Below are 20,419 nucleotides of genomic sequence, written 5' to 3'. Positions count from 1 at the left end.
AAAGTGCGCAGTCGCACCAATGAGCTTCGCGCTCGGAAATGCAGGTAAATCCGGATGATCAATAGTTGAGGCACGAGCCGCGCGTATCGGTGGTTCCCCTTGCGTCGCGTACGAACGTGTCTGGTGCATCGACTTCGTACGCGTGCTCCTTGACGAAGCCGATGCGCATTCTTAGAGTCCGGAGTACACCGGCAAGCGCGCACACAACGCCGCTACCTGTTCGCGCACCCTTTGCTCGATCTGGGCATCACCGGGGTGATCCAGCACGTCGCACATCAGCGAGGCAGTCAGCACGGCATCGGGCTTAAGAAAACCACGTGTGGTGATGGCCGGTGTTCCAATTCGGATGCCGCTCGTCACGAATGGAGATTGCGGATCGTTTGGCACCGCGTTCTTGTTCACGGTGATGTGAGCGCGGCCCAATGCTGCATCTGCGTCCTTGCCGGTCAGACCCTTCGCGACCAGATCGACGAGGAACAGGTGATTGTCCGTGCCGCCGGACACAACGTCATAGCCGCGTTCAACGAATACCGAAACCATGGCTTGCGCGTTCGCGATAGTCTGTTTCTGGTAGTCGACAAACTCCGGTCCGAGTGCTTCCTTGAACGCAACGGCCTTCGCCGCAATGACGTGCATCAGCGGACCGCCCTGGGTGCCTGGAAAGACCATTGAGCTAAGTTTCTTCTCGATCTCGGGGTTGCCCCGAGCCAAAATCAGCCCGCCGCGTGGGCCTCGTAACGTCTTATGCGTGGTGGTCGTGACAATATCGGCGAACGGTACGGGGTTCGGGTAAAGCCCGGCTGCGACGAGTCCCGCGACATGCGCCATATCGACGAAAAGGTATGCACGTACGCGGTCCGCAATCTCACGAAAGCGTGCAAAGTCGAGCACACGCGAGTATGCGGAGAACCCCGCGATGATCATCCTGGGCTTGTGGTCGATCGCAAGCCGCTCCACTTCGTCGTAATCAATCAGGCCGGTCTTTGTATCGACCCCGTACTGGACTGCGTTGTACAGCTTGCCCGAGAACGACACCTTCGCGCCATGCGTCAGGTGACCACCATGCGCGAGACTCATGCCGAGAATGGTGTCGCCGGGAGTCAGCAGCGCGAGATAGACCGCTGCGTTCGCCTGCGAACCGCTATGCGGCTGTACATTGGCATAATCGGCCTTGAATAACTGCCTGGCCCGCTCGATTGCCAGCGACTCTACAACGTCTACATGCTCACAACCGCCGTAGTAGCGCTTACCCGGATAACCCTCCGCGTACTTGTTGGTCAGCATAGAACCTTGTGCTTCGAGCACACGCGGGCTGGCGTAATTCTCGGAGGCGATCAGTTCAATGTGATCTTCCTGCCGCTGGCGCTCAAGCGCCATGGCGTTGGCAAGCTCTGGATCAAACCCATCAATAGTATGTTGTGCTGAGAACATTAATGCGACTCCTGCGCGAGCAGCTTCGTCCTGCGGCAGAAGCCGCAGGGTTTGTTTAAAACAAAATACTTATCCCTTGATGATGTTCTTCTCGGGACCATACGGGAAACCGGTGATGTTGGTCGCGTCCTTCTCGCCAATCACCAGGATGTCATGCTCGCGATAACCGCCTGCGCCCGGCATGCCTTCGGGCAGCATGATCATCGGCTCCATTGAGATCACCATGTTCGGCTCAAGAATCGTGTCAATATCTTCGCGCAGCTCGAGACCCGCTTCGCGGCCGTAGTAATGCGACAGCACGCCGAACGAGTGGCCATAGCCGAACGTGCGGTATTGCAGCAGCCCGTATTCGGCGTAGATCTTGTTCAGTTCATGAGCGATATCGCTGCAACGCGCGCCCGGCTTGATCAGCTTGAGACCCGCTTCGTGCACTTCAACGTTGACCTTCCACAGCCGCAGATGTTCGTCCGAACAATGGTCGAAGAACATCGTGCGTTCGAGCGCCGTGTAGTACCCCGCGATCATGGAGAAGCAGTTCAGGCTGAGGATGTCGCCCTTTTGCACCTTGCGGGTCGTGACCGGATTGTGAGCGCCGTCGGTATTGATACCTGACTGAAACCACGTCCACGTATCCATCAACTCGGAATCGGGAAAACGGCGTGCGATCTCACGCACCATTGCCTGGGTCGACGCAAGGGCCACCTCGTGCTCAGGCACGCCTTCGTGCACGGCGGCGGCAAGCACGGCACCGCCAACATCGCAAACATTCGCGCCGTGCTTGATCACCGCAATTTCTTCTGCCGACTTGATCATGCGCAGGCGCATGGTCTGCGCGCCGATGTCGACAAATTCGACCTCGGGCAGCGCCGCTTTCAGCTTGGCCAGCACATCCACCGGCACGTGGTCGAACTCGATACCCACGCGCCCTTTGTTGTCCACTTCAGCCTGTACCGCGCGGAAGAAGTTGTCGCGCTGCCAGTCGGTGTAGACCACGTTGTAGTCACCCACGGTGCGACGCCACGGCTGGCCCCCGTCGATATTCGCTGAAATCGACACGACCTTCTTCGGCGTAACCACGAGTCCGTACTTGCGACCGAACGAGCAATACAAAAAGTCCGCGTAGTAATTGAGGTTGTGATACGACGTGAACAACACCGAGTCGATATTCTCGCGCCCCATCAGCTCGCGAAGCTTGCTTTGCCGGCTTGCGTATTCAGCGTCCGAGAATGTGTGCTTTGCCTTTTCGCCGTTCTCGATTCGAATCAGATTCTTCAGTTCCATCCACTTGCTCCTTGGTGACGAGATGAGTTCGTGGAGCAAATAGTAGGAGCTTGGAGAATGAACAAATTTCCAGATTCGACGTAATTGTTTTCCTTTTCGACTTTCAGGGTATACGCCAGATGAGCGCCAGCTGAGCGCTAGCCGAGAGCACTTCGCGGCTTCATGGCGGTGCACGCACCCTGTTCGGATACCCAATGCGGTGCACAGAAGATGAACCGTTTCAGCGCGTGGCGCAGCAAGTCGCGCTTACTTCAAAGAGCGCTTTGGTAACGCTTGCGGTCTGCGATGGGAGAGATCTGAAACTGCTCTTTGTAGCGCGTTGAAAAATGGGTGATCGAGGTGAACCCTGTCCGGGTGCAAATCTCTTCCAACGGCCGCGAAGTGCGAAACAGAAGTTGGCGAGCACGCAAGAGACGAATTTCGAGGTACGTCTGCGCGGGGGTCTTGCGGATTCGTTCGTGAAACCAGCGCTCAAGTTGCCGCTGTGACACGCTTATAAAGGCGGCGACTTCAGCCACGCTCAATGGCTCTTCCACGTTGCTTTCCATGAGCTGAAGGGCTTCTTCCAGCTTCGCGTGTTCGGCGCCTATGTACTGCCGCAACGAGGTACGTTGGCGCTGCTCGTGGCTGCGCCTGTCTGCTACGAGTAGTTCAAGCACGCGTGCGGACAGATCGGCGCTTCCCGGCGGCAGCCCCAGCAAGTGGATCATCATGTCGAGCGGCGCTATGCCGCCGCTGCATGTGAAACGGTCCCGGTCAACTTCGTACAGGCGGTTGGATACCGTCACCTTCGGAAACTGCTCGACGAGCACGTCTCGATCTTCCCAGTGGATGGTGCATCGGTAACCATTGAGCAAGCCTGCACGGGCAAGAAAATAGCTTCCCGTATCGAGTCCGCCAATTGCAACGCCCTTGCGCGCTTGCAGCCTCAACCAGTCAAGCACGACACCAATGCCCCGGCGTGGAATCGGGTTAGGTCCAACAACAAACACGGCATCGAACGTCTCGCCGTCGAGGAACGTACAGTCAGCTAAAAGTCGCATGCCATCGCTGGATCGCACTTCCTGACCCTCGGCAACAATCATCTTGTAGTTGTAGACGCGTCGGCCAACAACCATATTTGCAATGCGCAGAGGATCGACTGCGGCGCTCAACGCCAACAGCGAAAAATTCTCGACCAACAGGAAGCCAAACGTCATCACGCGAAAGTCATGCAGCCCCGCGGAGTACGAGGTGTCGGGCGTAGCGAGGCGACCAGAAGGTTTGCTCATTTTTGTCTTGGCGTTAGCGGCTCGGATGGCTCTGGCGATGCCGGGAAGGAAGTCACTTGCCTACAGCGCACGCGAGAGCCGTGTCAGCGTATCAACTCGGTGCCAGCCAGCCTTTTCCCAAAAGACCATGGCGGCCTCGTTATCAACAACGACATCCAGATGCACCCATCCGAGGTGATGTTCCCGGAGGCGCTCGATACATCTGTCGATCATTGCCCGGGCGAGGCCTTGACCGCGCGAAGACGGTGCAACCACGACGTGCTGGAGGAATCCGCGGCGGCCATCGTGGCTAGCCAGCGCGCAGCCGACCAGCTCGCGATCATTGACGGCAACGACGCTCAAGCCCGGGTTTCTGGCAAGCAACCGTTCAATGCCGTCTCGGCTGTCGGTCACCGGCCGAATGTCGACCCCCGGCGTACTATTCCACAATGCAACAACAGCGTCGTAGTCAGCCAATAGCATTTCTCGAATCAGTGCGCCCATCATCCATCCTGTCAATAGATACTGTTTAACGTCGGTACTTCGGTTTGGCCGCAGTACCGAAAGCAATCACGCCGATCACATCGACCACGTCAACCACCAACGCAGAATTCTGGGAGCGTTACCCGACTGCTTGCGTTCGACATTCTATCTATCCGCCTTTTCATTTTCCCTTGCCGGTGAACATCATCGCCCGGTTGTTCGACGTGCCTGTCGAAGATGGTGTCAAGCTCGGCTCGGCGGCGAGCTACTTCGGCAACGCGCTGGAAGCAGCGCTCATGCACGCCACGCACCTTGCTGCGGCAAACGAAGCAACGCTCAAATTGGAACGCTATTTCAAAAGTGTGGTCGAGGATCGGCGCGCGAAACCCGGCAACGATCTCGTGTCCTCACTGCATCGTGCGGAGGAAGCAGGCGAATCGCTCACCGTCGACGATATCCTCTCGAACGTACTGCTGTTGTTCGTTGCAGGACATGAAACGACGTCGAACACGCCGGGTAATGCGCTGGTTGCATTGCATTCGGCGCCGGCATACATCACTGCCTGAGCGCGCGGCTCGCGAGACTGGAACTCGAAACGGGGCTGGGCGCCCTCATCTCACAGCTGCCGGATCTGCGCATCACGAATGGCGACACGCTGCAGTGGCGGCAATGCAATACCTGCCCGGCGGGGAATTGTTAAAGGCACTGCATTAGCCGTCCGGCTATTCCTGACATGCGTGGAATGCATTCATTCCATGTGTAAGCGGCATTGGTACGCATGGGCAAAAAAAATCGGACGCGCCGTAACATTGAGCTTGGTACGGCGGTCCGATTAAACCCACACTGTGCAGAAGATCCTACGCAAACGGTCTGTAGCGCCGTTGACTTAAGTCAATGACTCAATTCAATGAGTCAGCGCCAGCAACGGCGCGCCTTCGGGCGCTGACTTTCCTTGTGCGGCATAACTTGCCACCGTCAAGTCGATATCAAGTGCCGCCAATGTCTGAGCGTCAATATCGATCCAGCATGCAACCACCATCCGGCCGTCGATGCGTTGCGCCGGCCCTGCCCGGTGCGCATGCACACCAATGCGGCGGAACAGCCGCTCCATGCTGAGGAACGTCACGCCGATCAACTGTCGCGCCCCGAGTTGGGCGGCGCACTCTACAACGGCTGCGAGCATGGGGCGCACAGCCCACGCGAGATTGCCTTCCTCGATATGTGCGCTGACAACCGGGCTCGCGGCAAATCGCGAAAGCTCCCATACATCCGGCGATGAAGGCACCGGCATACCCTGCGCAAGCAAGGAGGGAAACAACTGTCCGAGCAGATAAGGGCGCGTAGTCGGCAACAGCCTTGCGCATCCGCAAATAGATGCGGCATCGTCGTTCGCGATCACATAGACGGTATCGTCCCGGTCATATTGATCGCGCTCGCAAAAGCCGTCTGCCATTGGCAGTCCCCAACCCAGATGCTCGACGAATATCTGATACCGGTAGCGCGCGAGCGCCAAGCTCATGCTCTCTGACAGCGGCCCGTCCTGATGAACGAAAGTGCGCATCATGCTCCCCGTATTGTTTTTAAAGGGATGCATTACAACGCGCGGTCCTTCAGACAGGAACTGTCAACTTTGACAGGCGTCGAGCGCCTTACTTTTGAGGTCGACCTAATGTCCGAAGATTGATAAAACTTTTTAATTTGTCTATAAAGAACGAACACAAGCGGCAGGCGGCGAGCTATGGCATAACGGTTGACGGAAAGCCTGATGGAAAGGCTGATGGGGAAGCCTGAAAATCAGCGAACAATTGGTTTGATGTGCTGCGGGGTAAACGACATGGCTACCGCGACTACATTGGTCCAGTTCAACCGGCCAAGCCCGAGCCTTAGTGAGGCGGCGGTGTTTGTCATGCCGATGTCGGAGCCGAAGCAATCGGTTCCCATGACATTGCTTCTCACGTCACCGTTCACCACCATAAGAATGCCCAACGTACGGTCGACATACCAGTCCCATCCGACCGATATTTGGCTGGCTTCCTGGAACGTAGTTTGCCACTCCGTATATCCCGCACCGACAGCGTCACATTTGGCGGCACGCAACTCGGCCAGCAATTCATCGTCGAAGCCCGACATCACATGGGCTAGTTTTAAAACGCTCAGCGTTTGCTCTGCAATGCGGACGTAACCGTCGCACCGCTCGTCATACTGCGGGAAGTAAGAATGCACATACGAGAGTTTCATGGGGAGACCTTTGCCAAAACGTCGAGCTAATGGAACCTGAAAATACAACCGGACCACCACGGGGGAGCAATGGAACGAGTCTGTCAGGACGCCCATCAACAATTTCATACGGCTGCGAATGAACAGCAGCTTTTCCAACATATCGCCTCTTTTGCAAAGCGGCTCGGCTTTGATTACTGCTGTTATGGAATTCGAATACCGTCGCCGCTTGCCAGGCCGGCGATCTCTATTTTTGATACTTACCCGACCGGATGGATGAAGCATTATCAGGAGAGCCGCTTCATTGATATTGATCCGACGGTGCGCGCCGGCATGCACAGCACGAGCCTGATCGTCTGGCCAAACAAACCCTCCGGTGAGACCTCACGCCTGTGGTCGGACGCGCATGATTTTGGCCTGACCGTTGGCGTGGCTCACTCCAGCTGGAGCGCAAACGGCGTCTTTGGACTTCTGACCATGTCCCGCAACTCAGCGCCGCTGACGCCGGCTGAGATCAGTCGCTTGCCGTTACCAACAAACTGGCTGGCGAACGTCTCGCATATGATGATGAGCCGCTTTATTCTGGCTCAGAGTACGCCTGAAGCGGCCGCGTCACTGACCGCACGCGAGCGTGAGGTGCTGTGTTGGACCAGTGAAGGAAAAACGTCCTATGAGATCGGGCGGATCCTGAACATCGCCGAGCGTACGGTTAATTTTCATATCAACAACGTGCTTTTGAAACTCAATTCCACGAATAAGGTACAGGCCGTTGTCAAGGCGATGACTATGGGCCTGCTCAATTCGGATTGGTGACCCATAGCCATAACACCTCCATCGCGCTAAGTGCATGGTTTGGCCCCGACGTTCAGTGGCCAAACCATGCTTGTGTCGCCATGCGCAATACGCCCTGAGCGCAGCCCGTGGAATAACCCCTCGTTCAAGCAGCCTTACTCAAGTCGAGCGCAAGGACGGGCAGCGGCCAAGTTAACCTCACGCAAGCTTTCAGGCGACCTTCACCGAAGGGTCCCAATAGAAGTAACCATAGAGGTTTTGTTTTTCACCGGAAGCATCGAGCGAATAAAGCGCGAAATAAACGTAGAAGTACTCAAGACCTCCCTTCGCAATCCGCGAGTCGTAACTGGCGAAGGTGACCGTTTCCTGATTGGCCGGCAATCCGGTCGGTTGATTGGCCGGGTTCGGCAGCACCGCCCCGGTCCGGGTCATGAGGTTCGACTCGAAACCGTTGAAGACCTTGTCCCCTTTCCAATAGTTGATGCCGTAGACAATCACGGCATCGTCCGAATTGGCATAGATGGATGTACCCGTAAAGGAGACAAAATCCCCCACGTTCGCGCTGAACTGGAGGTCCGCCGTTCCTTGTCCAATTGGAGGCGTTCTGGACCCGGTGCAAATCATGAATTGACTGTTATGGTCAATTCCCTGGGGGCTCGACTGGTTGGTGTTCGGTGGGTAATGGGCCTTCACGTAGTCGGTGTCGATAACAACCAACACGTTCACCTGTTGCGCGCTCGCCTTCAAGTCATTTTCTTTCGCCATGATGCCCTCTCAGTTCTGGTTCTAGATTAACAACGCGGCCACTGGGACGCGCCTCAGCGCGTCAAACCCAGCATGACAGAGCAAGACGGACACGACACCTGTCAGGACTCGCAGTTGTTATCTCCCAGCGGCCGGGCGTGTTAAGGGCACCGCTAGCTCGTCAGGATCAAGTGGACCCATGCATCACCAACTCGTCTGCCCTCGATAGAAACAACTTCAGGATCGCAGAGGTATTCGACCTGCTATAGCCGATCACAAGATCCACCGTCGGTGCCTCGCCTTCAAGTGGCCGACTGACTACCGACCACGGCAGCAGGTTGGTCGCGTACTCCGGAATCAGCGCTAACCCCCGCGTAGACGCTACGAGCGACATGGCCATCGCCAGATTGTCGACGGCGTGTTCGGGCGTGATATTTATCCCGTTGCGTTCCAGATACCGCTCGATCACTTCACGCGCTACTCTCGCCTTGTTCGAGACCATGATGAAGGTCTCGCCCAAGAGGTCCTTGGGACGGATCGCTGCTCGTTCGGTGAGCGGATGATCGCTGGGCATCAGCACAATCAGCTTTTCGCGGGTAACCACGCGATAGTCCAGATCGAATCCCGGTTCGGCCCGCAGGAACGCGAGATCGAGCTTGCCGCGTGCGAGCGCATCGGCGAGGTCCGGCGAATAGTGACTCGATATCGTCAGGTCGGTGTTCGGGAGTTCATCGCGAAGCACCTGCATCGCGCGCGGCAGCCAGGTCATCTCCTGACCGGTCAGGAAACCCAGCGCGAAAACCTGTTTCCTTGGTTGCGCCGCACGGCGCGCGGCCTCGATCGCGGCATCGACTTGTGTGAGTGCTAACCGCGCGTGGTCGAGGAACGCCTTGCCCGCCAGCGTCAGCTCGACCCCGCGCGCGCTACGGTTGAACAGTTCCACGCCAACCTCGTCTTCCAGATCACGGATCTGCCGGCTAAGCGACGGTTGCGACGTATGCAAGCGGCGTTCAGCCGCAACGGTCAGGCTACCGGTCTCCGCGACGGCCAAGAAATACCGCAAATGTCGAAGCTCCATAACGGTCCCCTGAGTTCAGCCATGCCTGGCAGGCATGCCCGCCAGCCTACAAAGTCTTTTTACTTTCCGCAAGACCCAACTAGATTACGCATCAGGTAGCGACGAAACGGCAACAACCCGTTCGCCGCAACGACTTGAAATCTATTCGATCCATGCCTTTCATCTATATCGGAGAATCGCCATGACCGGCCATACGCACGAAACCGCCCCAACACAATTCGTTGATGCGAACGGCGTCCGCTTCGCTTATCGGCGCTTCGGCACGACGGGCGGCGTGCCGCTCGTGTTAAACATCCACTTCACCGGCACGATGGACCATTGGGACCCGGCCGTCACCAACGGCCTTGCTCAAGGCCGCGAAGTGATCCTGTTCAACAACGCCGGGATCTCCAGCACGTCAGGCGAGGTACCGCAGTCGATTGAAGAAATGGCTGCCAACGCTGCCGCCTTTATCAAGGCACTCGGACTCACGCAAGTCGACGTGCTCGGTTTTTCGATGGGCGGTCTGATTGCACAGGAACTGGCGTTGGCCGACCCGAAGCTCGTCCGCCGCCTGATCCTGGTTGGCACGGGCCCCCGCAGCGGCGAAGGCATGGTGTCGCTCACGCCGGAAGCACAGGATATTTTCAGCGCGACTTATGAGGAGCCGGATCACTTGTGGCTGCGTGTGCACTTCTCCCCCTCGGATGCGAGCCAGGCAGCCGGCCGCAAGTTCCTGCAGCGGTTCCGCCTGCGCACCGAAGGCCGGGACCCCGATGTCAACGACAAGGTCGCACCGGCGCAACTCGCCGCACTCGCCAAATGGGGCGCGCCCCGCGAGAACCCTTTCGATTACCTGATGGCGCTCGCTCAGCCCACGCTCGTAATTAACGGGGATAACGACGTAATCATCTACTCGATCAACTCGTGGATCCTGCAGCAGAACATCCCGAACGCGCAGCTGATCATTTACCCGGATGCCAACCACGGTTCGCTGTACCAGTATCCCGAGCGCTTCGTCACGCATGTCGCGCAGTTCCTGTCCGAGAACGACGAACACGCCTGAATCAACGCTCACGCTTATGCTCATGCGCTGAATCAGCAGATGGTTTTACATTCAAACTACAGGATTCTCACCATGACCAACCTCACCGGGAAGACCGCTCTCGTCACAGGCGCTTCACGTGGTATCGGCCATGCCAGCGCGCTCGCACTTGCCAAAGAAGGCGCACAAGTGCTGGTCCACTACAGCAACGGTGAAAAGGAAGCGGAAGCAGTCGTTGCTGAAATTCGTGCAGCCGGCGGCAACGCTCAAAAAGATCGCCGCGAATCTGCGCGATGCAGACGGCCCGCATGCGCTTGCCAAGCGTGTACGCGCTGTAGTGGGCCATCGACTGGACATTCTGGTGGCTAACGCCGGCATTTCGAAAGCGGCAAGCATAGAAGAAACGACGGTTGAAGATTTCGACAACCTGTTCGCAGTGAATGTGCGGGCGCCCTTTTTCCTCGTGCAGCAATTGCTGCCGGTGATGTGCAAAGGCAGCAGCGTTGTTCTGCTCTCCTCGCTCGCGGCGCATGCCGCCGTGGGCACGCTGCCAGCATACGCAGCAACCAAAGGCGCGGTCGACACCCTTGTCAAGCATTTCGCCTCCGCACTTGGCGAACGCGGTATTCGCGTGAACGCGGTAGCGCCCGGCGTGGTTGAAACCGACATGCCGGGTTTCACCAAGACTGACGCGGGACGCGCGGCCACGCTCGGCATGCAGGCGCTAAAACGTCTCGCGCAACCGGATGACATTGGGAGTGCGGTCGCTTTTCTTGCATCCGATGCAGCGCGCTGGATTACCGGTGAAACGCTGCATGTTGATGGCGGTTCAAAACTCTAGATCGAAGTAGTTTAGGCCTTCTCTGCACGCGTGTTAAAAGTCTTATCAATTAGTTATCCAAATTTATGCAGAACGCTAAAGGAAGATTCAAATGACATCCTCTGTCCCCGTACTATACGAATCAAAAGGCTCCCCGAACGCGCGCCGTGTGCGCATCTTCATCGCGGAGAAGGGAATCGATATCCCGATGAAGCCGGTCGACCTTGGCACCAAAGAACAATTCTCCGACTCTTACCGCGCAATCAATCCGCGCAGCCAGGTGCCGGCGTTGGCCCTGACCAACGGCCCCGTGATCGCGGAAGTGCTCGCTATCTGGCGTTACCTGGAAGAAGCGTATCCCCAAACCCCGTTGCTGGGGACAACGCCAGAGTCGAAGGCGCTCGTCACCATGTGGGAACGTCGCGCAGAACTGGATGGCTTCGCGCCGGTCACGGAAGGCGTGCGCAACGCGGTCGCCGGATTGAAGGGCCGCGCGCTCTCGGGGCCGCACGCCTATGAGCAGATTCCCGAACTGGTCGAGCGTAGCAAACAACGCGTGGCGAATTTTTTCTCCGACTTCAACGAACGGCTCGAGACGGTCCGTTTCGTCGCTGGCGATGAATTCTCGGCGGCGGACATCACCACGCTGGTCACGGTCGACTTCGCGGCCAACGCGCTGAAGATGCCGATTCCAGCAGAACACACTGCGTTTCGTCGATGGTACGACGTGGTCTCTGCACGGCCAAGCGCTACCGCGTAAGATCTTCGCGCAGGTCATTAACGACCGGCGCGTTAAGAAGCTCAATTTGCCGCGCTTCGGCCCTTCGCTTGACCCCACATTCTCTGGAGAGTCTCATGTCACGCACTATCAAGTTTGCCAAAGCCGGCGGTCCCGAAGTCCTCGAATTTGTCGAGACAGAGCTGTCCGCTCCCGGTCCGACCGAAGTTCGCATCACCGTCAAGGCAATAGGCATCAACCGCGCCGAGGCGATGTGGCGCGTGGACGCCTACATCGAACCCGTCAGGTTTCCCGCAGGTCTCGGGTATGAAGCAGCGGGCATCGTTGACGCGGTGGGTAGCGACGTTACAGGCTTCGCGCCCGGCGACAAGGTCAACGTGATTCCATCGTTCTCGATGAATCAGTATCACACGTACGGCGAAGTGATCATCGTGCCGGACCACGCAGTCGTTAGACACCCGGAATCACTTTCTTATGCCGAGGCGGCGTCGGTCTGGATGATGTTCGTGACGGCCTACGGCGCGCTTGTCGAAGATGCAAAGGTGAGCAAGGGCGATTTTGTGATCATCCCGGCGGCGTCCAGCAGCGTTGGACTCGCGGCGATCCAGATTGCCAACTACGCCGGGGCGACGCCCATCGCAACAACCCGCACGGCCGACAAGAAACAGCAGTTGCTCGACGCGGGCGCGGCGCACGTAATCGTCACGGACGAAACCGATCTGGTCGAAGAAGTCACGCGTATCACAGGCGGTCAGGGTGCGCGCGTTGTGTTCGATCCAGTCGGCGGCCCGACCTTCCCGAAGCTGATTTCCGCGCTGTCGTTCCAGGGCATTGCGTACATCTACGGTGCGCTCAGCGAAGGCGTAACACCGCTGCCCGTGCTGGACATGATTGCGAAGATGACTACCGTCAAGGCTCACAACATCTGGCTGACGAGTGGTGATGCGACACGTCGCAAGGCTGCGGTGGAGTACGTACTAAAGGGGCTCGAAAGCGGCGCGCTCAAACCGGTTATCGATCGCACCTTCACGTTCGACAAAATGGTCGATGTGCATCGTTATCTTGAAACCAACGGCCAGTTCGGAAAGATCGTGGTGACCGTGTAAGTCAAAGCGCCGGCGCTTGATCACAAGCGCCGGCAACCCATGAGTGGCAGTGCGATCAGTAGAACTTCCTTTTGCACCACCCGATCAAGGAGAGCAACTAAATGACCAGCCATCCTGTTGTACTCATCACCGGCGCGCTAACCGGCATTGGCCGCGCCGCCGCTTTTGCATTCGCCCGCGAAGAAGCGCGTATTGTTGTGTCGGGCCGCCGCGCTGAGGAAGGCCAAAAGCTCGCCGCAGAACTGAACGCACTCGGCGTAGACGCTGAATTCATCCAGGCGGATGTCCGCTTCGAAGACGATGTGCGCAATCTCGTCGACGGCACGCTGGCCCGTTTCGGGCGGCTCGATGTCGCGGTCAACGCCGCGGGTGCTGAAGGCGAGTCAGCGCCTGTGATGGAACAGACTCCCGAACGCTATGCAGCGGTCTTCGATACAAACGTCCTAGGCACGCTGCTAAGCATGAAACACGAGCTGCGCGTGATGACCGGGCAAGGCAGCGGCAGCATCGTTAACATATCGTCGACAATGGGTGCGCGTGGCGCGGCAGGCGCGTCGCTCTACGTGGCCAGCAAGCACGCGGTGGAGGGCCTTACGAAGTCCGCGGCGCTAGAAGCCGCGGGCTTCGGTGTACGGGTCAATGCCGTCGCCCCCGGTCCCGTGGAGACGGCAATGCTAAATCGGCTGCTGTCGGATGCGGAACGCAAGGCCGCCTTTCTCGCGGCGGTTCCGCTCAAACGTGCTGGAACGCCTGAAGAAATCGCCGACGCTATTGTGTTCGTTTCTTCCGACAAGTCGAGCTTCATGACCGGGGAAGTACTCAGGGTCAATGGCGGACGAACCGCGTCGTAACCCATATTTATTGCTCAGGAGATAACCCATGCTTTACGAAATCCGAACCTACACCTTCAAACCGTTGCGCGCTGCTGAATGGCTTGCGTTGTACAAAAGCGAGGCCCTGCCGCTTCAGAAGGAATTCCTTGGCGAACTGGTCGGGTTCTTCACGACGGAGATTGGTGACATCAGCCAGATCGTTCATATCTGGGCGTACAAGAGCCTGGACGATCGGCTTGAGCGCCGCGACAGGATGGCGGCCGACAGCCGCTGGCAGGCATTCGGCAGCAAGGTGAAAGCGCTGGATATTCTCGTCAGCATGGAGTCGCGAATCATGCGGCCAACGGACTTTTCGCCGCTGAAATAACGCAAACAATCAAAGGAACAGGCAGTCAGGTTCGTCATGCGGACCGCCGAAGCTGCCTGCATAGCGATGGTGAACACCATGTCTACTCCGACTTTCGATGACCTTCCCACGCCGCTCAAGAGCGTGCAAACCCGCCCTCTGTTTGTCATGCGGCTCGACGTCAAGCCGATTGTGATCGTTGGTCAAACGCCGGGGCCGTTTCGTCGCGTCGGAATCGTACCGTCAGGAACATTTGCCGGCGAGCGGCTGTCGGGTCAGGTGCTGGACGGTGGCGCCGACTGGCAAACAGTGCGCGGCGACGCAAGCACCACGCTCGACGTACGCCTGATCCTGCAAACCGACGACGGCGTAAACATCACGATGGCGTATCGAGGCGTGCGCCACGGACCCGCCGATGTCATTCAACGACTGGAAAAAGGCGAGGAGGTCGACCCGGCAACCTACTACTTCCGGATCAACCCCATGTTCGAAGCACCCGCGGGAAAGTATGAGTGGCTGAACCGGATCATTGCCGTGGGCACCGGACATCGATTCGCCTATGGACCTGTCTACAGCGTGTTTGAAGTCTTGTAGGCAACCCGCTCGCGAGACGCAATTGCCCCAAGCCGCTATTATTCAACCCGTCTCGGCCATGCTAGCCGGCGTGCGGCCACAGCGTACGGCCGAAAAAGGTCAGCGTCCGGTCCCACGCCAGTTGCGACCAGACCGGATCGAACTGGGTCCTTGCAATACGGCCCGGGCCGACCGCGGTTTCGTTGGCGAACGCATGATGCGCAAGGTAGCGATGAAACTCGACGTCGACCTTGGCCTCCGTCAGCTTGCCCTCCAGTGCGTCAACTGTTTCAGCCGGAAAGAATTCGTCCTGTGTGGCCCAGTGACCCAGCACGGGCGCCTTGATCTTTGATGCGTCGACATATTCGAGCGGCGGGAAGCCATACCAAACCGCACCGGCAGATATGTCAGGGACATGGCACAGGGCTAGCAGCGTAAGCGCGCCGCCCATGCAGTAGCCGGTCACGCCAACCCGCTCCGAATGCGCCTTGAGGTACTGCACGGCGCCTGCGATGTCCTGGCCGGCGGCGTCGGCGAAGTCGAGCTCGCCCAGCAGGTGGTTTGCCTCTTCTTCCTCGACGGTGGTTTTACCGCGAAAAAGATCGGGGACCAGCACCAGATAACCGGACTGCGCGAAGCGGTCTGCGACGCCGCGAATCTGGTCGTTCAAACCCCACCACTCCTGAATCACGACAATGGCAGGTGCGCCCTCCAGCTTCTGGGGCTTGGCCAAATAACCCTGGACGTCCTTCCCGTCTGGGCGTTGGTAGGCGATCATGGATCCGGATGACTGTTTCATGACATGGTCCTCGATTGAGTGGAACCGGTAGCATAGCGTCAGTGGCGCGCGCCCGCTTACCGCTCTACCGGTTGCACCGCGACGGTGGATTGATCAGAAAATTCGCGACTCACGGCGACCGGCTTCATGACGCAACCTGTGCCCCGTCCTGGAAGTAAGCGGCAAGCGAGAACGTTCGCGGACCATCTTGGCAAACTGGACTAAGCGCTTGAACCGATCCAGCACTAAAGATGGGCCTTCATACGGTGATGATCACCGGAGACAATGCGTTGACCGCTGCGACGCTTGCACGGCTCGCGGGGGTCAACGAGTACATTGCCGAAGCAACGCCGGAAGCGAAACTGGACTATCTGCGCCGCGAACAGGCCGAAGGCAAGCTCGTCGCGATGATGGGCGACGGCACCAACGACGCCCCCGCACTCGCCCAGGCGGACGTCGGCCTCGCGATGAATTCCGGCACGCAAGCCGCGAAGGAAGCCGGCAACATGGTCGACCTGGACAGCGATCCAACGAAGCTCATTGAGGTCATCGAGATCGGCAAGCAACTGTTGATGACGCGCGGCGCGCTGACCACATTCTCGATCGCCAACGACGTGGCGAAATACTTCGCGATTGTCCCGGCCCTGTTCGCCGGCACGCCGCCGTGGCTGGGCGCAATGGATGTGATGCATCTGCATTCGCCGACGTCCGCGATTTTGTCGGCGGTGATCTTCAACGCGCTGATCATTCCGCTGCTGATTCCGATTGCGCTCAAGGGCGTCAAATACCGCGCGCTAGGCGCCGACGCGCTGTTGCGCCGCAATCTCCTGGTATGGGGACTAGGCGGCGTAATCGTGCCTTTCGCCGGAATCAAGCTGATCGATCTGGTCATGGTCGGGTTGCATCTGGTCGCGTGAAGTTTGCATGACAGGCCGCATGAGGTTTGCATACGGTCGCGCAAGGAGAAAATCATGCTGCGCTATCTGTCGAAGAGTGTCTGGCTGCTGGGATTCGTTGCCGTGCTTGTGTGCGGTATTTATCCGGCGGTGTTGTGGGTCATCGGCCAGACTGCGTTTCCGTTCCAGGCGAACGGCAGTATTGTTGATGGCCCGGACGGCAAACCGGTCGGTTCGCTGCTGATCGCGCAACCGTTTACTAAAGACGAATACTTCCAGTCGCGCCCGTCGGCGGTGTCGTATGACGCGTCGGCTTCCGGGTCGTCTACGCTCAGTGCTACGAACTATCTGTTGCGCGACCGCGTGGCCCGCATGCTGGGGCCAATTGCACGCTACGCTACCGGGCCGCAGGCCGGGCAACTCGTCGCGCCTGATGTGGAGCGCTGGTTCCAGGCCGACCGTGCGGGCGGCCAGCCGCATATCGTCGCGCAATGGGCGGACGCTCACAACGGACTCGCTCAGGCATGGGTGAGCGCCGATCCGTCGCACGCAAATTACGTCGATGACTGGGCCAAGAAGCATCCGGACGTGGTGAAGCATTGGGTGGCCACGAATCCCGCCACACCGAACCCGAAGGCAGCGGATCTGGCCGTGGTGTTCTTCGAAACGTTTTCGGCCGAGCACCCCGGACAGTTCCCGTCGAGCGTGACGCACACCGGCAGTAACGGCAAGAGCGTGAGCGCGATCGAACCGGTAAAGGACGGCGCCGATGTCCAGTCCATTTTCTTCGACATGTGACGGCAGGATCATCCGAACGTAGCGCTGCAAGACGTACCGGGCGACTTCGTCACGACGTCCGGATCAGGACTTGACCCGGACATCACATTGGCGAATGCGACCTACCAGCTCGATCGCGTAGCGGCGTAGCGGTAGCGCGGGCATTTCCGTGAGCGTAAATCGCTACCCCACGTTCATCGGTAGCAGCACCATTTGCCTGCCCTGCTGATGCAAGCGCGTCTGGATTTCCACCGGCGTCTGGTTATGCAACCACGCCGTCAGGAAATTGACGCGCTTGAAAATCAGCTTGCTCGCAAAACACACGCTGTTTGGAAACTCGTCCATCGTGGTCTCGGTGAGTTTCATGAATTCGCCGATAGGATGCGTGCCGAAGGCAATCCGGTAATCGGCAGGAATGCCATGCCGCCGGCAGTACAAAACGTAATACTCAAGCGATGACTGGATCGTTTTCTGCAGACGCTCGAGGTGTTCCGCGCCTTCGTAGCTTTGCGCATCGACTTCGCCCACGGCCAGGAAGATGAAGTTCTTGAAATGTTCAGGGAACAGCCGGTTGACCCACAAAAATGCGTGCATGCTGGCCCCGCGATGCTTGCCGACCAGCAGGATCGCAGTCGGCTTTGACGGGTCAGGTTTAGCGACGTCGGGTTCGCTGCCGACTAGCGGCACGTCCGTGAAAAGCGAATCCTCGCGGGCAAGCTGCGAACGCGTGTCGATGTAATGACGCCTGATCAGGAAACACGCGGCGATCACCGCGCTGGTGACAAGCACCGTTAGCCAGCCACCGGCCGTGAACTTCTCGATCAGCGTGATGACCAGCACGGCACTCGTCACGGAAAGACCCAGCGCCGACAGCGCGAACGGCCTCACCCAGCCCTTGCCATCGTGGCGATGCTGCCACCAGTACGTGCATAAGCCGAGCAGTGACAGGCTGAACGTCAGGAACACGTTGATGCTGTACAGGACGACGAGGATGTCCACATTGCCTCTTGTCCACATCAGGATGACGAGGCTTGCTATGCCCATGACCACGATGCCGTTCTGCCTGACGAGCCGCGTGGACAGATCACGGAAATGGCGCGGCACCCATGAATCGGAGGCCATGTTCGACAACACTGCCGGGCCATCGAGAAAGCCCGTTTGCGCACCGACCAGCAACAACCCCGCTTCGAGCGCCAGCACGACTGCCAGCAATGCGTGACGCGCGAACGCCGAGCCGAGTCCCAGATGCTCGATCACGCTGCCGAACACCACGGCGTTGAGCGTCTGGCCTTCGACTGGCTGGGCATGCCACAACATGTAGAGCAGGATGATGCCGCCCGCCGTGAACGCCAACGACGTCGCCATGTAGAACATGGTTACCTTGCCGTTCGGTACGCGCGGTTCGGCCAGCATGTTGACGTTGTTCGACACGGCTTCGAGCCCCGTGTAAGTCCCGCCACCGAGCGAGAACGCCCGCATCAGCAAGGCGGCGACCACCAGCGGTCCTAGCGTGTGCGACATGCTGTGCGCTTCCGCTACGGCACCCGGCACGACAGCCGCCAGATGATCGCCGTGAACGGCTACACCATAGATGATCAGTCCAAGGTGGAGCACTACAAAGCCGAGGAAGATGGGCAACAGCACAAGGATCGATTCCTTCATGCCGCGGAAATTCAGGCCGGTCATCAGCACGATCAGCGTCAGCTCGGTGGCGAGTTTGAATGCCTGTGCGCCGACCGGCAATAAACTGAAGAACGCATCGACGCCGCTTGCGAGCGATGTCGCGATCGTCAGCACATAGTCGACCAGGAGGGCTGCACCGGAGACAAGCCCCGGCGTTGAGCCCAGCAACGCAGTCGCCACGCGATAGCCGCCTCCGCCAGTCGGAAATAGTTCGATGACCTGGTTGTAGCCGAGCGCGATGATGAAGACGGTCGCCGCGGTCGCCAACGCGAGGATCAGCGCGAGCGGCGTATGCTGACCAAGCGCGAGAAACGCTTCTTCGGGACCGTAGCAAGAGGAAGACAGGCCGTCGGCACCCAGCCCCACCCACGCGAGCAGAGGCGTGACGGCAATCACATGGCGCGTGCGCGGATCAAGAGGATCGAGCGGCTTGCCTACCAGCACACCCCAGATCTTTTGAACGGCAGTCATGGCGTCTCCCGGTCGATCGAGAAGCGGCAATACCATTGCGGATAAAAACGTTGAGGCTCGGTTTTCTTTCTCTTTTCTTTCTGCCTGAGCAAGCGCACGCGCTGACTCATAGGCTCAGCGAGAAAGAGATGTAGGGCCGGTTCATATGGTACGCCCGCGGCTGCCAGGGGCACTAAAAATCCGACGCCAAACACGCTGCTAATTCAGCCGTGTCTTGATGAAATCGATGAACAAACGGGTCCTTGCCGGCAAGAGCCGCGTGTCGGTAATCGCGTGCACCTGGATGGGCGCAAGACTCCAGTCCGGTAGTACACGCCGCAGGCGGCCCGACGCCACGTCCTCGCGCGCAAGCTCGGTATCGAGCACGGTGATACCCACATCCGAGAGCGCCAGCGCACGGCTAAGGCCAACGCTGTTCATGCTGAAGCGCGACGCGATCATCACATTGACCTCCTCGTCCCCGCGATAAAAGGTTCTCGACACTTCCCCCTGGCTCGTCGCAGCTTGCACGATGCACAGCACATGGTGCTTCAGGTCCTCGGGATGGATCAGCGGCGCAGCGGCCTTGAGATAGCCAGGCGATGCATAGAGATAGCGTGGCAACAGCGCAATCTGCCGTGCGACAAGCGTTGACGGAGTGGTCGGCGGCGGTCCCATGCGAATGGCGAGATCAAACGGATCGCTCTGCAAGTCCACGCGGCGCGGCGTCAGGTCGAACTCAAAACTGATCAGCGGATACGCCTTGGCGAACTCGCTCAGGATGGGTGTGAGATAACCGGTCGCGAGATCGACCGGCATTGATACCCGCAGCGTGCCGCTAGGGTGCTCCACCACGTCGAGCAGGGATTCGTGCGCAATGCGCGCTTCTTCAACAATGCTCTGGCATCGCTTGAAATACACATCGCCCGCAGCAGTGAGTTCGACCTTGCGCGTTGAACGATGCAGCAACTGAAGACCAATCGTCTTTTCCAGCTCCGATATATGACGCGACAGCGTTGAGTTGGGCATATCCAGCGCTTCGGCCGCGCGCCTGAAGCTTTTGGTCCGGGCGACTTCCACGAACAAACGCATATAGCTCAACAGTTCCACGATGATTG

Annotated in this window: 22 protein-coding genes and 2 pseudogenes; 13 read left to right on the top strand and 11 right to left on the bottom strand. The window is 58.6% G+C overall.

Going from position 1 to position 20,419, the window contains the following annotated elements:
- Positions 1-171 precede the first annotated feature (171 nt).
- From glyA to SBC1_RS25395, 4 genes are all read right to left on the bottom strand, one after another.
- Complete coding sequence (gene glyA, locus SBC1_RS25410; protein WP_165101157.1) at positions 172-1,431, bottom strand: serine hydroxymethyltransferase; 1,260 nt, start codon at positions 1,429-1,431, stop codon at positions 172-174.
- A 69-nt stretch (positions 1,432-1,500) separates the two neighbouring features.
- The gene (locus tag SBC1_RS25405) at positions 1,501-2,712 is read right to left on the bottom strand and encodes a M24 family metallopeptidase (RefSeq protein WP_165101161.1); all 1,212 of its coding nucleotides are present in this window, start codon (positions 2,710-2,712) and stop codon (positions 1,501-1,503) included.
- Between the two features lie 251 nt (positions 2,713-2,963).
- Positions 2,964-3,983 carry a GlxA family transcriptional regulator gene (locus tag SBC1_RS25400; RefSeq protein ID WP_241202195.1) on the bottom strand — a complete coding sequence of 340 codons (1,020 nt, stop codon included), beginning with the start codon at positions 3,981-3,983 and terminating at the stop codon, positions 2,964-2,966.
- Positions 3,984-4,043: 60 nt separating this feature from the next.
- Positions 4,044-4,469, bottom strand: coding sequence for a GNAT family N-acetyltransferase (locus tag SBC1_RS25395; protein WP_241202196.1), 426 nt, complete (start codon positions 4,467-4,469; stop codon positions 4,044-4,046).
- Positions 4,470-4,510: 41 nt separating this feature from the next.
- Here SBC1_RS25395 and SBC1_RS25390 point away from each other — a divergent pair, with 41 nt between their 5' ends.
- Positions 4,511-5,011 carry a cytochrome P450 gene (locus tag SBC1_RS25390; RefSeq protein WP_165101167.1) on the top strand — a complete coding sequence of 167 codons (501 nt, stop codon included), beginning with the start codon at positions 4,511-4,513 and terminating at the stop codon, positions 5,009-5,011.
- Positions 5,012-5,349: 338 nt separating this feature from the next.
- On the opposite strand, the gene SBC1_RS25385 is transcribed toward SBC1_RS25390, so the two are convergent.
- Together SBC1_RS25385 and SBC1_RS25380 are read right to left on the bottom strand one after the other, a co-directional pair.
- Positions 5,350-6,006: an acyl-homoserine-lactone synthase gene (locus SBC1_RS25385; RefSeq protein WP_165101172.1), complete on the bottom strand. Its 657-nt coding sequence runs from the start codon at positions 6,004-6,006 to the stop codon at positions 5,350-5,352.
- Positions 6,007-6,239: 233 nt separating this feature from the next.
- Positions 6,240-6,683, bottom strand: coding sequence for a DUF4902 domain-containing protein (locus tag SBC1_RS25380; protein ID WP_165093766.1), 444 nt, complete (start codon positions 6,681-6,683; stop codon positions 6,240-6,242).
- A 69-nt stretch (positions 6,684-6,752) separates the two neighbouring features.
- On the opposite strand from SBC1_RS25380, the gene SBC1_RS25375 reads away from it, so the two are divergent.
- Positions 6,753-7,475, top strand: a complete 723-nt coding sequence (locus tag SBC1_RS25375; RefSeq protein WP_165093769.1) for an autoinducer binding domain-containing protein — start codon at positions 6,753-6,755, stop codon at positions 7,473-7,475.
- 189 nt (positions 7,476-7,664) lie between these two features.
- Here the strand turns inward: SBC1_RS25375 and SBC1_RS25370 are convergent, their stop codons facing one another.
- Both SBC1_RS25370 and SBC1_RS25365 read right to left on the bottom strand, forming a co-directional pair.
- Positions 7,665-8,219, bottom strand: a complete 555-nt coding sequence (locus SBC1_RS25370; protein ID WP_165093772.1) for an inclusion body family protein — start codon at positions 8,217-8,219, stop codon at positions 7,665-7,667.
- A 166-nt stretch (positions 8,220-8,385) separates the two neighbouring features.
- Complete coding sequence (locus tag SBC1_RS25365; protein ID WP_165093775.1) at positions 8,386-9,276, bottom strand: LysR family transcriptional regulator; 891 nt, start codon at positions 9,274-9,276, stop codon at positions 8,386-8,388.
- A 181-nt stretch (positions 9,277-9,457) separates the two neighbouring features.
- Here SBC1_RS25365 and SBC1_RS25360 point away from each other — a divergent pair, with 181 nt between their 5' ends.
- The 8 genes and pseudogenes from SBC1_RS25360 (at position 9,458) to SBC1_RS25330 (ending at position 14,738) form a co-directional block, all read left to right on the top strand.
- Positions 9,458-10,321 carry an alpha/beta fold hydrolase gene (locus SBC1_RS25360; protein WP_165093779.1) on the top strand — a complete coding sequence of 288 codons (864 nt, stop codon included), beginning with the start codon at positions 9,458-9,460 and terminating at the stop codon, positions 10,319-10,321.
- A gap of 39 nt (positions 10,322-10,360) precedes the next feature.
- Positions 10,361-10,504, top strand: a pseudogene (locus SBC1_RS40080) (SDR family NAD(P)-dependent oxidoreductase); the annotation flags it as partial.
- A gap of 31 nt (positions 10,505-10,535) precedes the next feature.
- Positions 10,536-11,141: an SDR family NAD(P)-dependent oxidoreductase gene (locus tag SBC1_RS25355; protein ID WP_243830303.1), complete on the top strand. Its 606-nt coding sequence runs from the start codon at positions 10,536-10,538 to the stop codon at positions 11,139-11,141.
- A gap of 91 nt (positions 11,142-11,232) precedes the next feature.
- On the top strand, positions 11,233-11,880 hold the full coding sequence (locus SBC1_RS25350; protein WP_165989042.1) for a glutathione S-transferase: 648 nt from the start codon (positions 11,233-11,235) through the stop codon (positions 11,878-11,880).
- Between the two features lie 95 nt (positions 11,881-11,975).
- Complete coding sequence (locus tag SBC1_RS25345) at positions 11,976-12,965, top strand: zinc-dependent alcohol dehydrogenase family protein (protein ID WP_165093791.1); 990 nt, start codon at positions 11,976-11,978, stop codon at positions 12,963-12,965.
- A 101-nt stretch (positions 12,966-13,066) separates the two neighbouring features.
- Positions 13,067-13,816, top strand: a complete 750-nt coding sequence (locus tag SBC1_RS25340; protein ID WP_165093796.1) for an SDR family NAD(P)-dependent oxidoreductase — start codon at positions 13,067-13,069, stop codon at positions 13,814-13,816.
- A 28-nt stretch (positions 13,817-13,844) separates the two neighbouring features.
- Positions 13,845-14,165 carry an NIPSNAP family protein gene (locus tag SBC1_RS25335; protein WP_158938058.1) on the top strand — a complete coding sequence of 107 codons (321 nt, stop codon included), beginning with the start codon at positions 13,845-13,847 and terminating at the stop codon, positions 14,163-14,165.
- Between the two features lie 78 nt (positions 14,166-14,243).
- The gene (locus tag SBC1_RS25330) at positions 14,244-14,738 is read left to right on the top strand and encodes a DUF3237 domain-containing protein (protein WP_165093800.1); all 495 of its coding nucleotides are present in this window, start codon (positions 14,244-14,246) and stop codon (positions 14,736-14,738) included.
- 61 nt (positions 14,739-14,799) lie between these two features.
- Here the strand turns inward: SBC1_RS25330 and SBC1_RS25325 are convergent, their stop codons facing one another.
- On the bottom strand, positions 14,800-15,516 hold the full coding sequence (locus SBC1_RS25325) for a dienelactone hydrolase family protein (RefSeq protein WP_165093804.1): 717 nt from the start codon (positions 15,514-15,516) through the stop codon (positions 14,800-14,802).
- 227 nt (positions 15,517-15,743) lie between these two features.
- On the opposite strand from SBC1_RS25325, the pseudogene SBC1_RS25320 reads away from it, so the two are divergent.
- The 3 genes and pseudogenes from SBC1_RS25320 to SBC1_RS40665 all read left to right on the top strand — a co-directional run.
- Positions 15,744-16,412, top strand: a pseudogene (locus SBC1_RS25320) (HAD-IC family P-type ATPase); the annotation flags it as partial.
- A 54-nt stretch (positions 16,413-16,466) separates the two neighbouring features.
- On the top strand, positions 16,467-17,189 hold the full coding sequence (locus SBC1_RS25315; protein ID WP_165093807.1) for a potassium-transporting ATPase subunit C: 723 nt from the start codon (positions 16,467-16,469) through the stop codon (positions 17,187-17,189).
- 24 nt (positions 17,190-17,213) lie between these two features.
- A complete protein-coding gene (locus SBC1_RS40665; protein WP_165101175.1) occupies positions 17,214-17,318 on the top strand; it encodes a potassium-transporting ATPase subunit C in 105 nt (34 codons plus the stop codon).
- Between the two features lie 33 nt (positions 17,319-17,351).
- On the opposite strand, the gene SBC1_RS25310 is transcribed toward SBC1_RS40665, so the two are convergent.
- Together SBC1_RS25310 and SBC1_RS25305 are read right to left on the bottom strand one after the other, a co-directional pair.
- Positions 17,352-19,322: an APC family permease gene (locus SBC1_RS25310; protein ID WP_165093812.1), complete on the bottom strand. Its 1,971-nt coding sequence runs from the start codon at positions 19,320-19,322 to the stop codon at positions 17,352-17,354.
- Between the two features lie 198 nt (positions 19,323-19,520).
- The gene (locus SBC1_RS25305; protein ID WP_165093817.1) at positions 19,521-20,411 is read right to left on the bottom strand and encodes a LysR family transcriptional regulator; all 891 of its coding nucleotides are present in this window, start codon (positions 20,409-20,411) and stop codon (positions 19,521-19,523) included.
- Between the last annotated feature and the right edge of the window lie 8 nt (positions 20,412-20,419).

Source organism: Caballeronia sp. SBC1 (assembly GCF_011493005.1).
In the GTDB taxonomy this organism is placed as follows: domain Bacteria; phylum Pseudomonadota; class Gammaproteobacteria; order Burkholderiales; family Burkholderiaceae; genus Caballeronia.
Note: the sequence above shows the minus strand (reverse complement) of the source record. Positions and strands in the feature narration are given on the sequence as shown.

Coding starts and splice junctions, on each gene's coding strand:
- SBC1_RS25400 (WP_241202195.1), bottom strand. CDS start 3,983: ATGAGCAAACCTTCTGGTCGCCTCGCTACGCCCGACACCTCGTACTCC.
- glyA (WP_165101157.1), bottom strand. CDS start 1,431: ATGTTCTCAGCACAACATACTATTGATGGGTTTGATCCAGAGCTTGCC.
- SBC1_RS25330 (WP_165093800.1), top strand. CDS start 14,244: ATGTCTACTCCGACTTTCGATGACCTTCCCACGCCGCTCAAGAGCGTG.
- SBC1_RS25340 (WP_165093796.1), top strand. CDS start 13,067: ATGACCAGCCATCCTGTTGTACTCATCACCGGCGCGCTAACCGGCATT.
- SBC1_RS25375 (WP_165093769.1), top strand. CDS start 6,753: ATGGAACGAGTCTGTCAGGACGCCCATCAACAATTTCATACGGCTGCG.
- SBC1_RS25310 (WP_165093812.1), bottom strand. CDS start 19,322: ATGACTGCCGTTCAAAAGATCTGGGGTGTGCTGGTAGGCAAGCCGCTC.
- SBC1_RS25370 (WP_165093772.1), bottom strand. CDS start 8,219: ATGGCGAAAGAAAATGACTTGAAGGCGAGCGCGCAACAGGTGAACGTG.
- SBC1_RS25360 (WP_165093779.1), top strand. CDS start 9,458: ATGACCGGCCATACGCACGAAACCGCCCCAACACAATTCGTTGATGCG.
- SBC1_RS25335 (WP_158938058.1), top strand. CDS start 13,845: ATGCTTTACGAAATCCGAACCTACACCTTCAAACCGTTGCGCGCTGCT.
- SBC1_RS25385 (WP_165101172.1), bottom strand. CDS start 6,006: ATGCGCACTTTCGTTCATCAGGACGGGCCGCTGTCAGAGAGCATGAGC.
- SBC1_RS25365 (WP_165093775.1), bottom strand. CDS start 9,276: ATGGAGCTTCGACATTTGCGGTATTTCTTGGCCGTCGCGGAGACCGGT.
- SBC1_RS25405 (WP_165101161.1), bottom strand. CDS start 2,712: ATGGAACTGAAGAATCTGATTCGAATCGAGAACGGCGAAAAGGCAAAG.
- SBC1_RS25315 (WP_165093807.1), top strand. CDS start 16,467: ATGCTGCGCTATCTGTCGAAGAGTGTCTGGCTGCTGGGATTCGTTGCC.
- SBC1_RS25380 (WP_165093766.1), bottom strand. CDS start 6,683: ATGAAACTCTCGTATGTGCATTCTTACTTCCCGCAGTATGACGAGCGG.
- SBC1_RS25345 (WP_165093791.1), top strand. CDS start 11,976: ATGTCACGCACTATCAAGTTTGCCAAAGCCGGCGGTCCCGAAGTCCTC.
- SBC1_RS25395 (WP_241202196.1), bottom strand. CDS start 4,469: ATGATGGGCGCACTGATTCGAGAAATGCTATTGGCTGACTACGACGCT.
- SBC1_RS25350 (WP_165989042.1), top strand. CDS start 11,233: ATGACATCCTCTGTCCCCGTACTATACGAATCAAAAGGCTCCCCGAAC.
- SBC1_RS25325 (WP_165093804.1), bottom strand. CDS start 15,516: ATGAAACAGTCATCCGGATCCATGATCGCCTACCAACGCCCAGACGGG.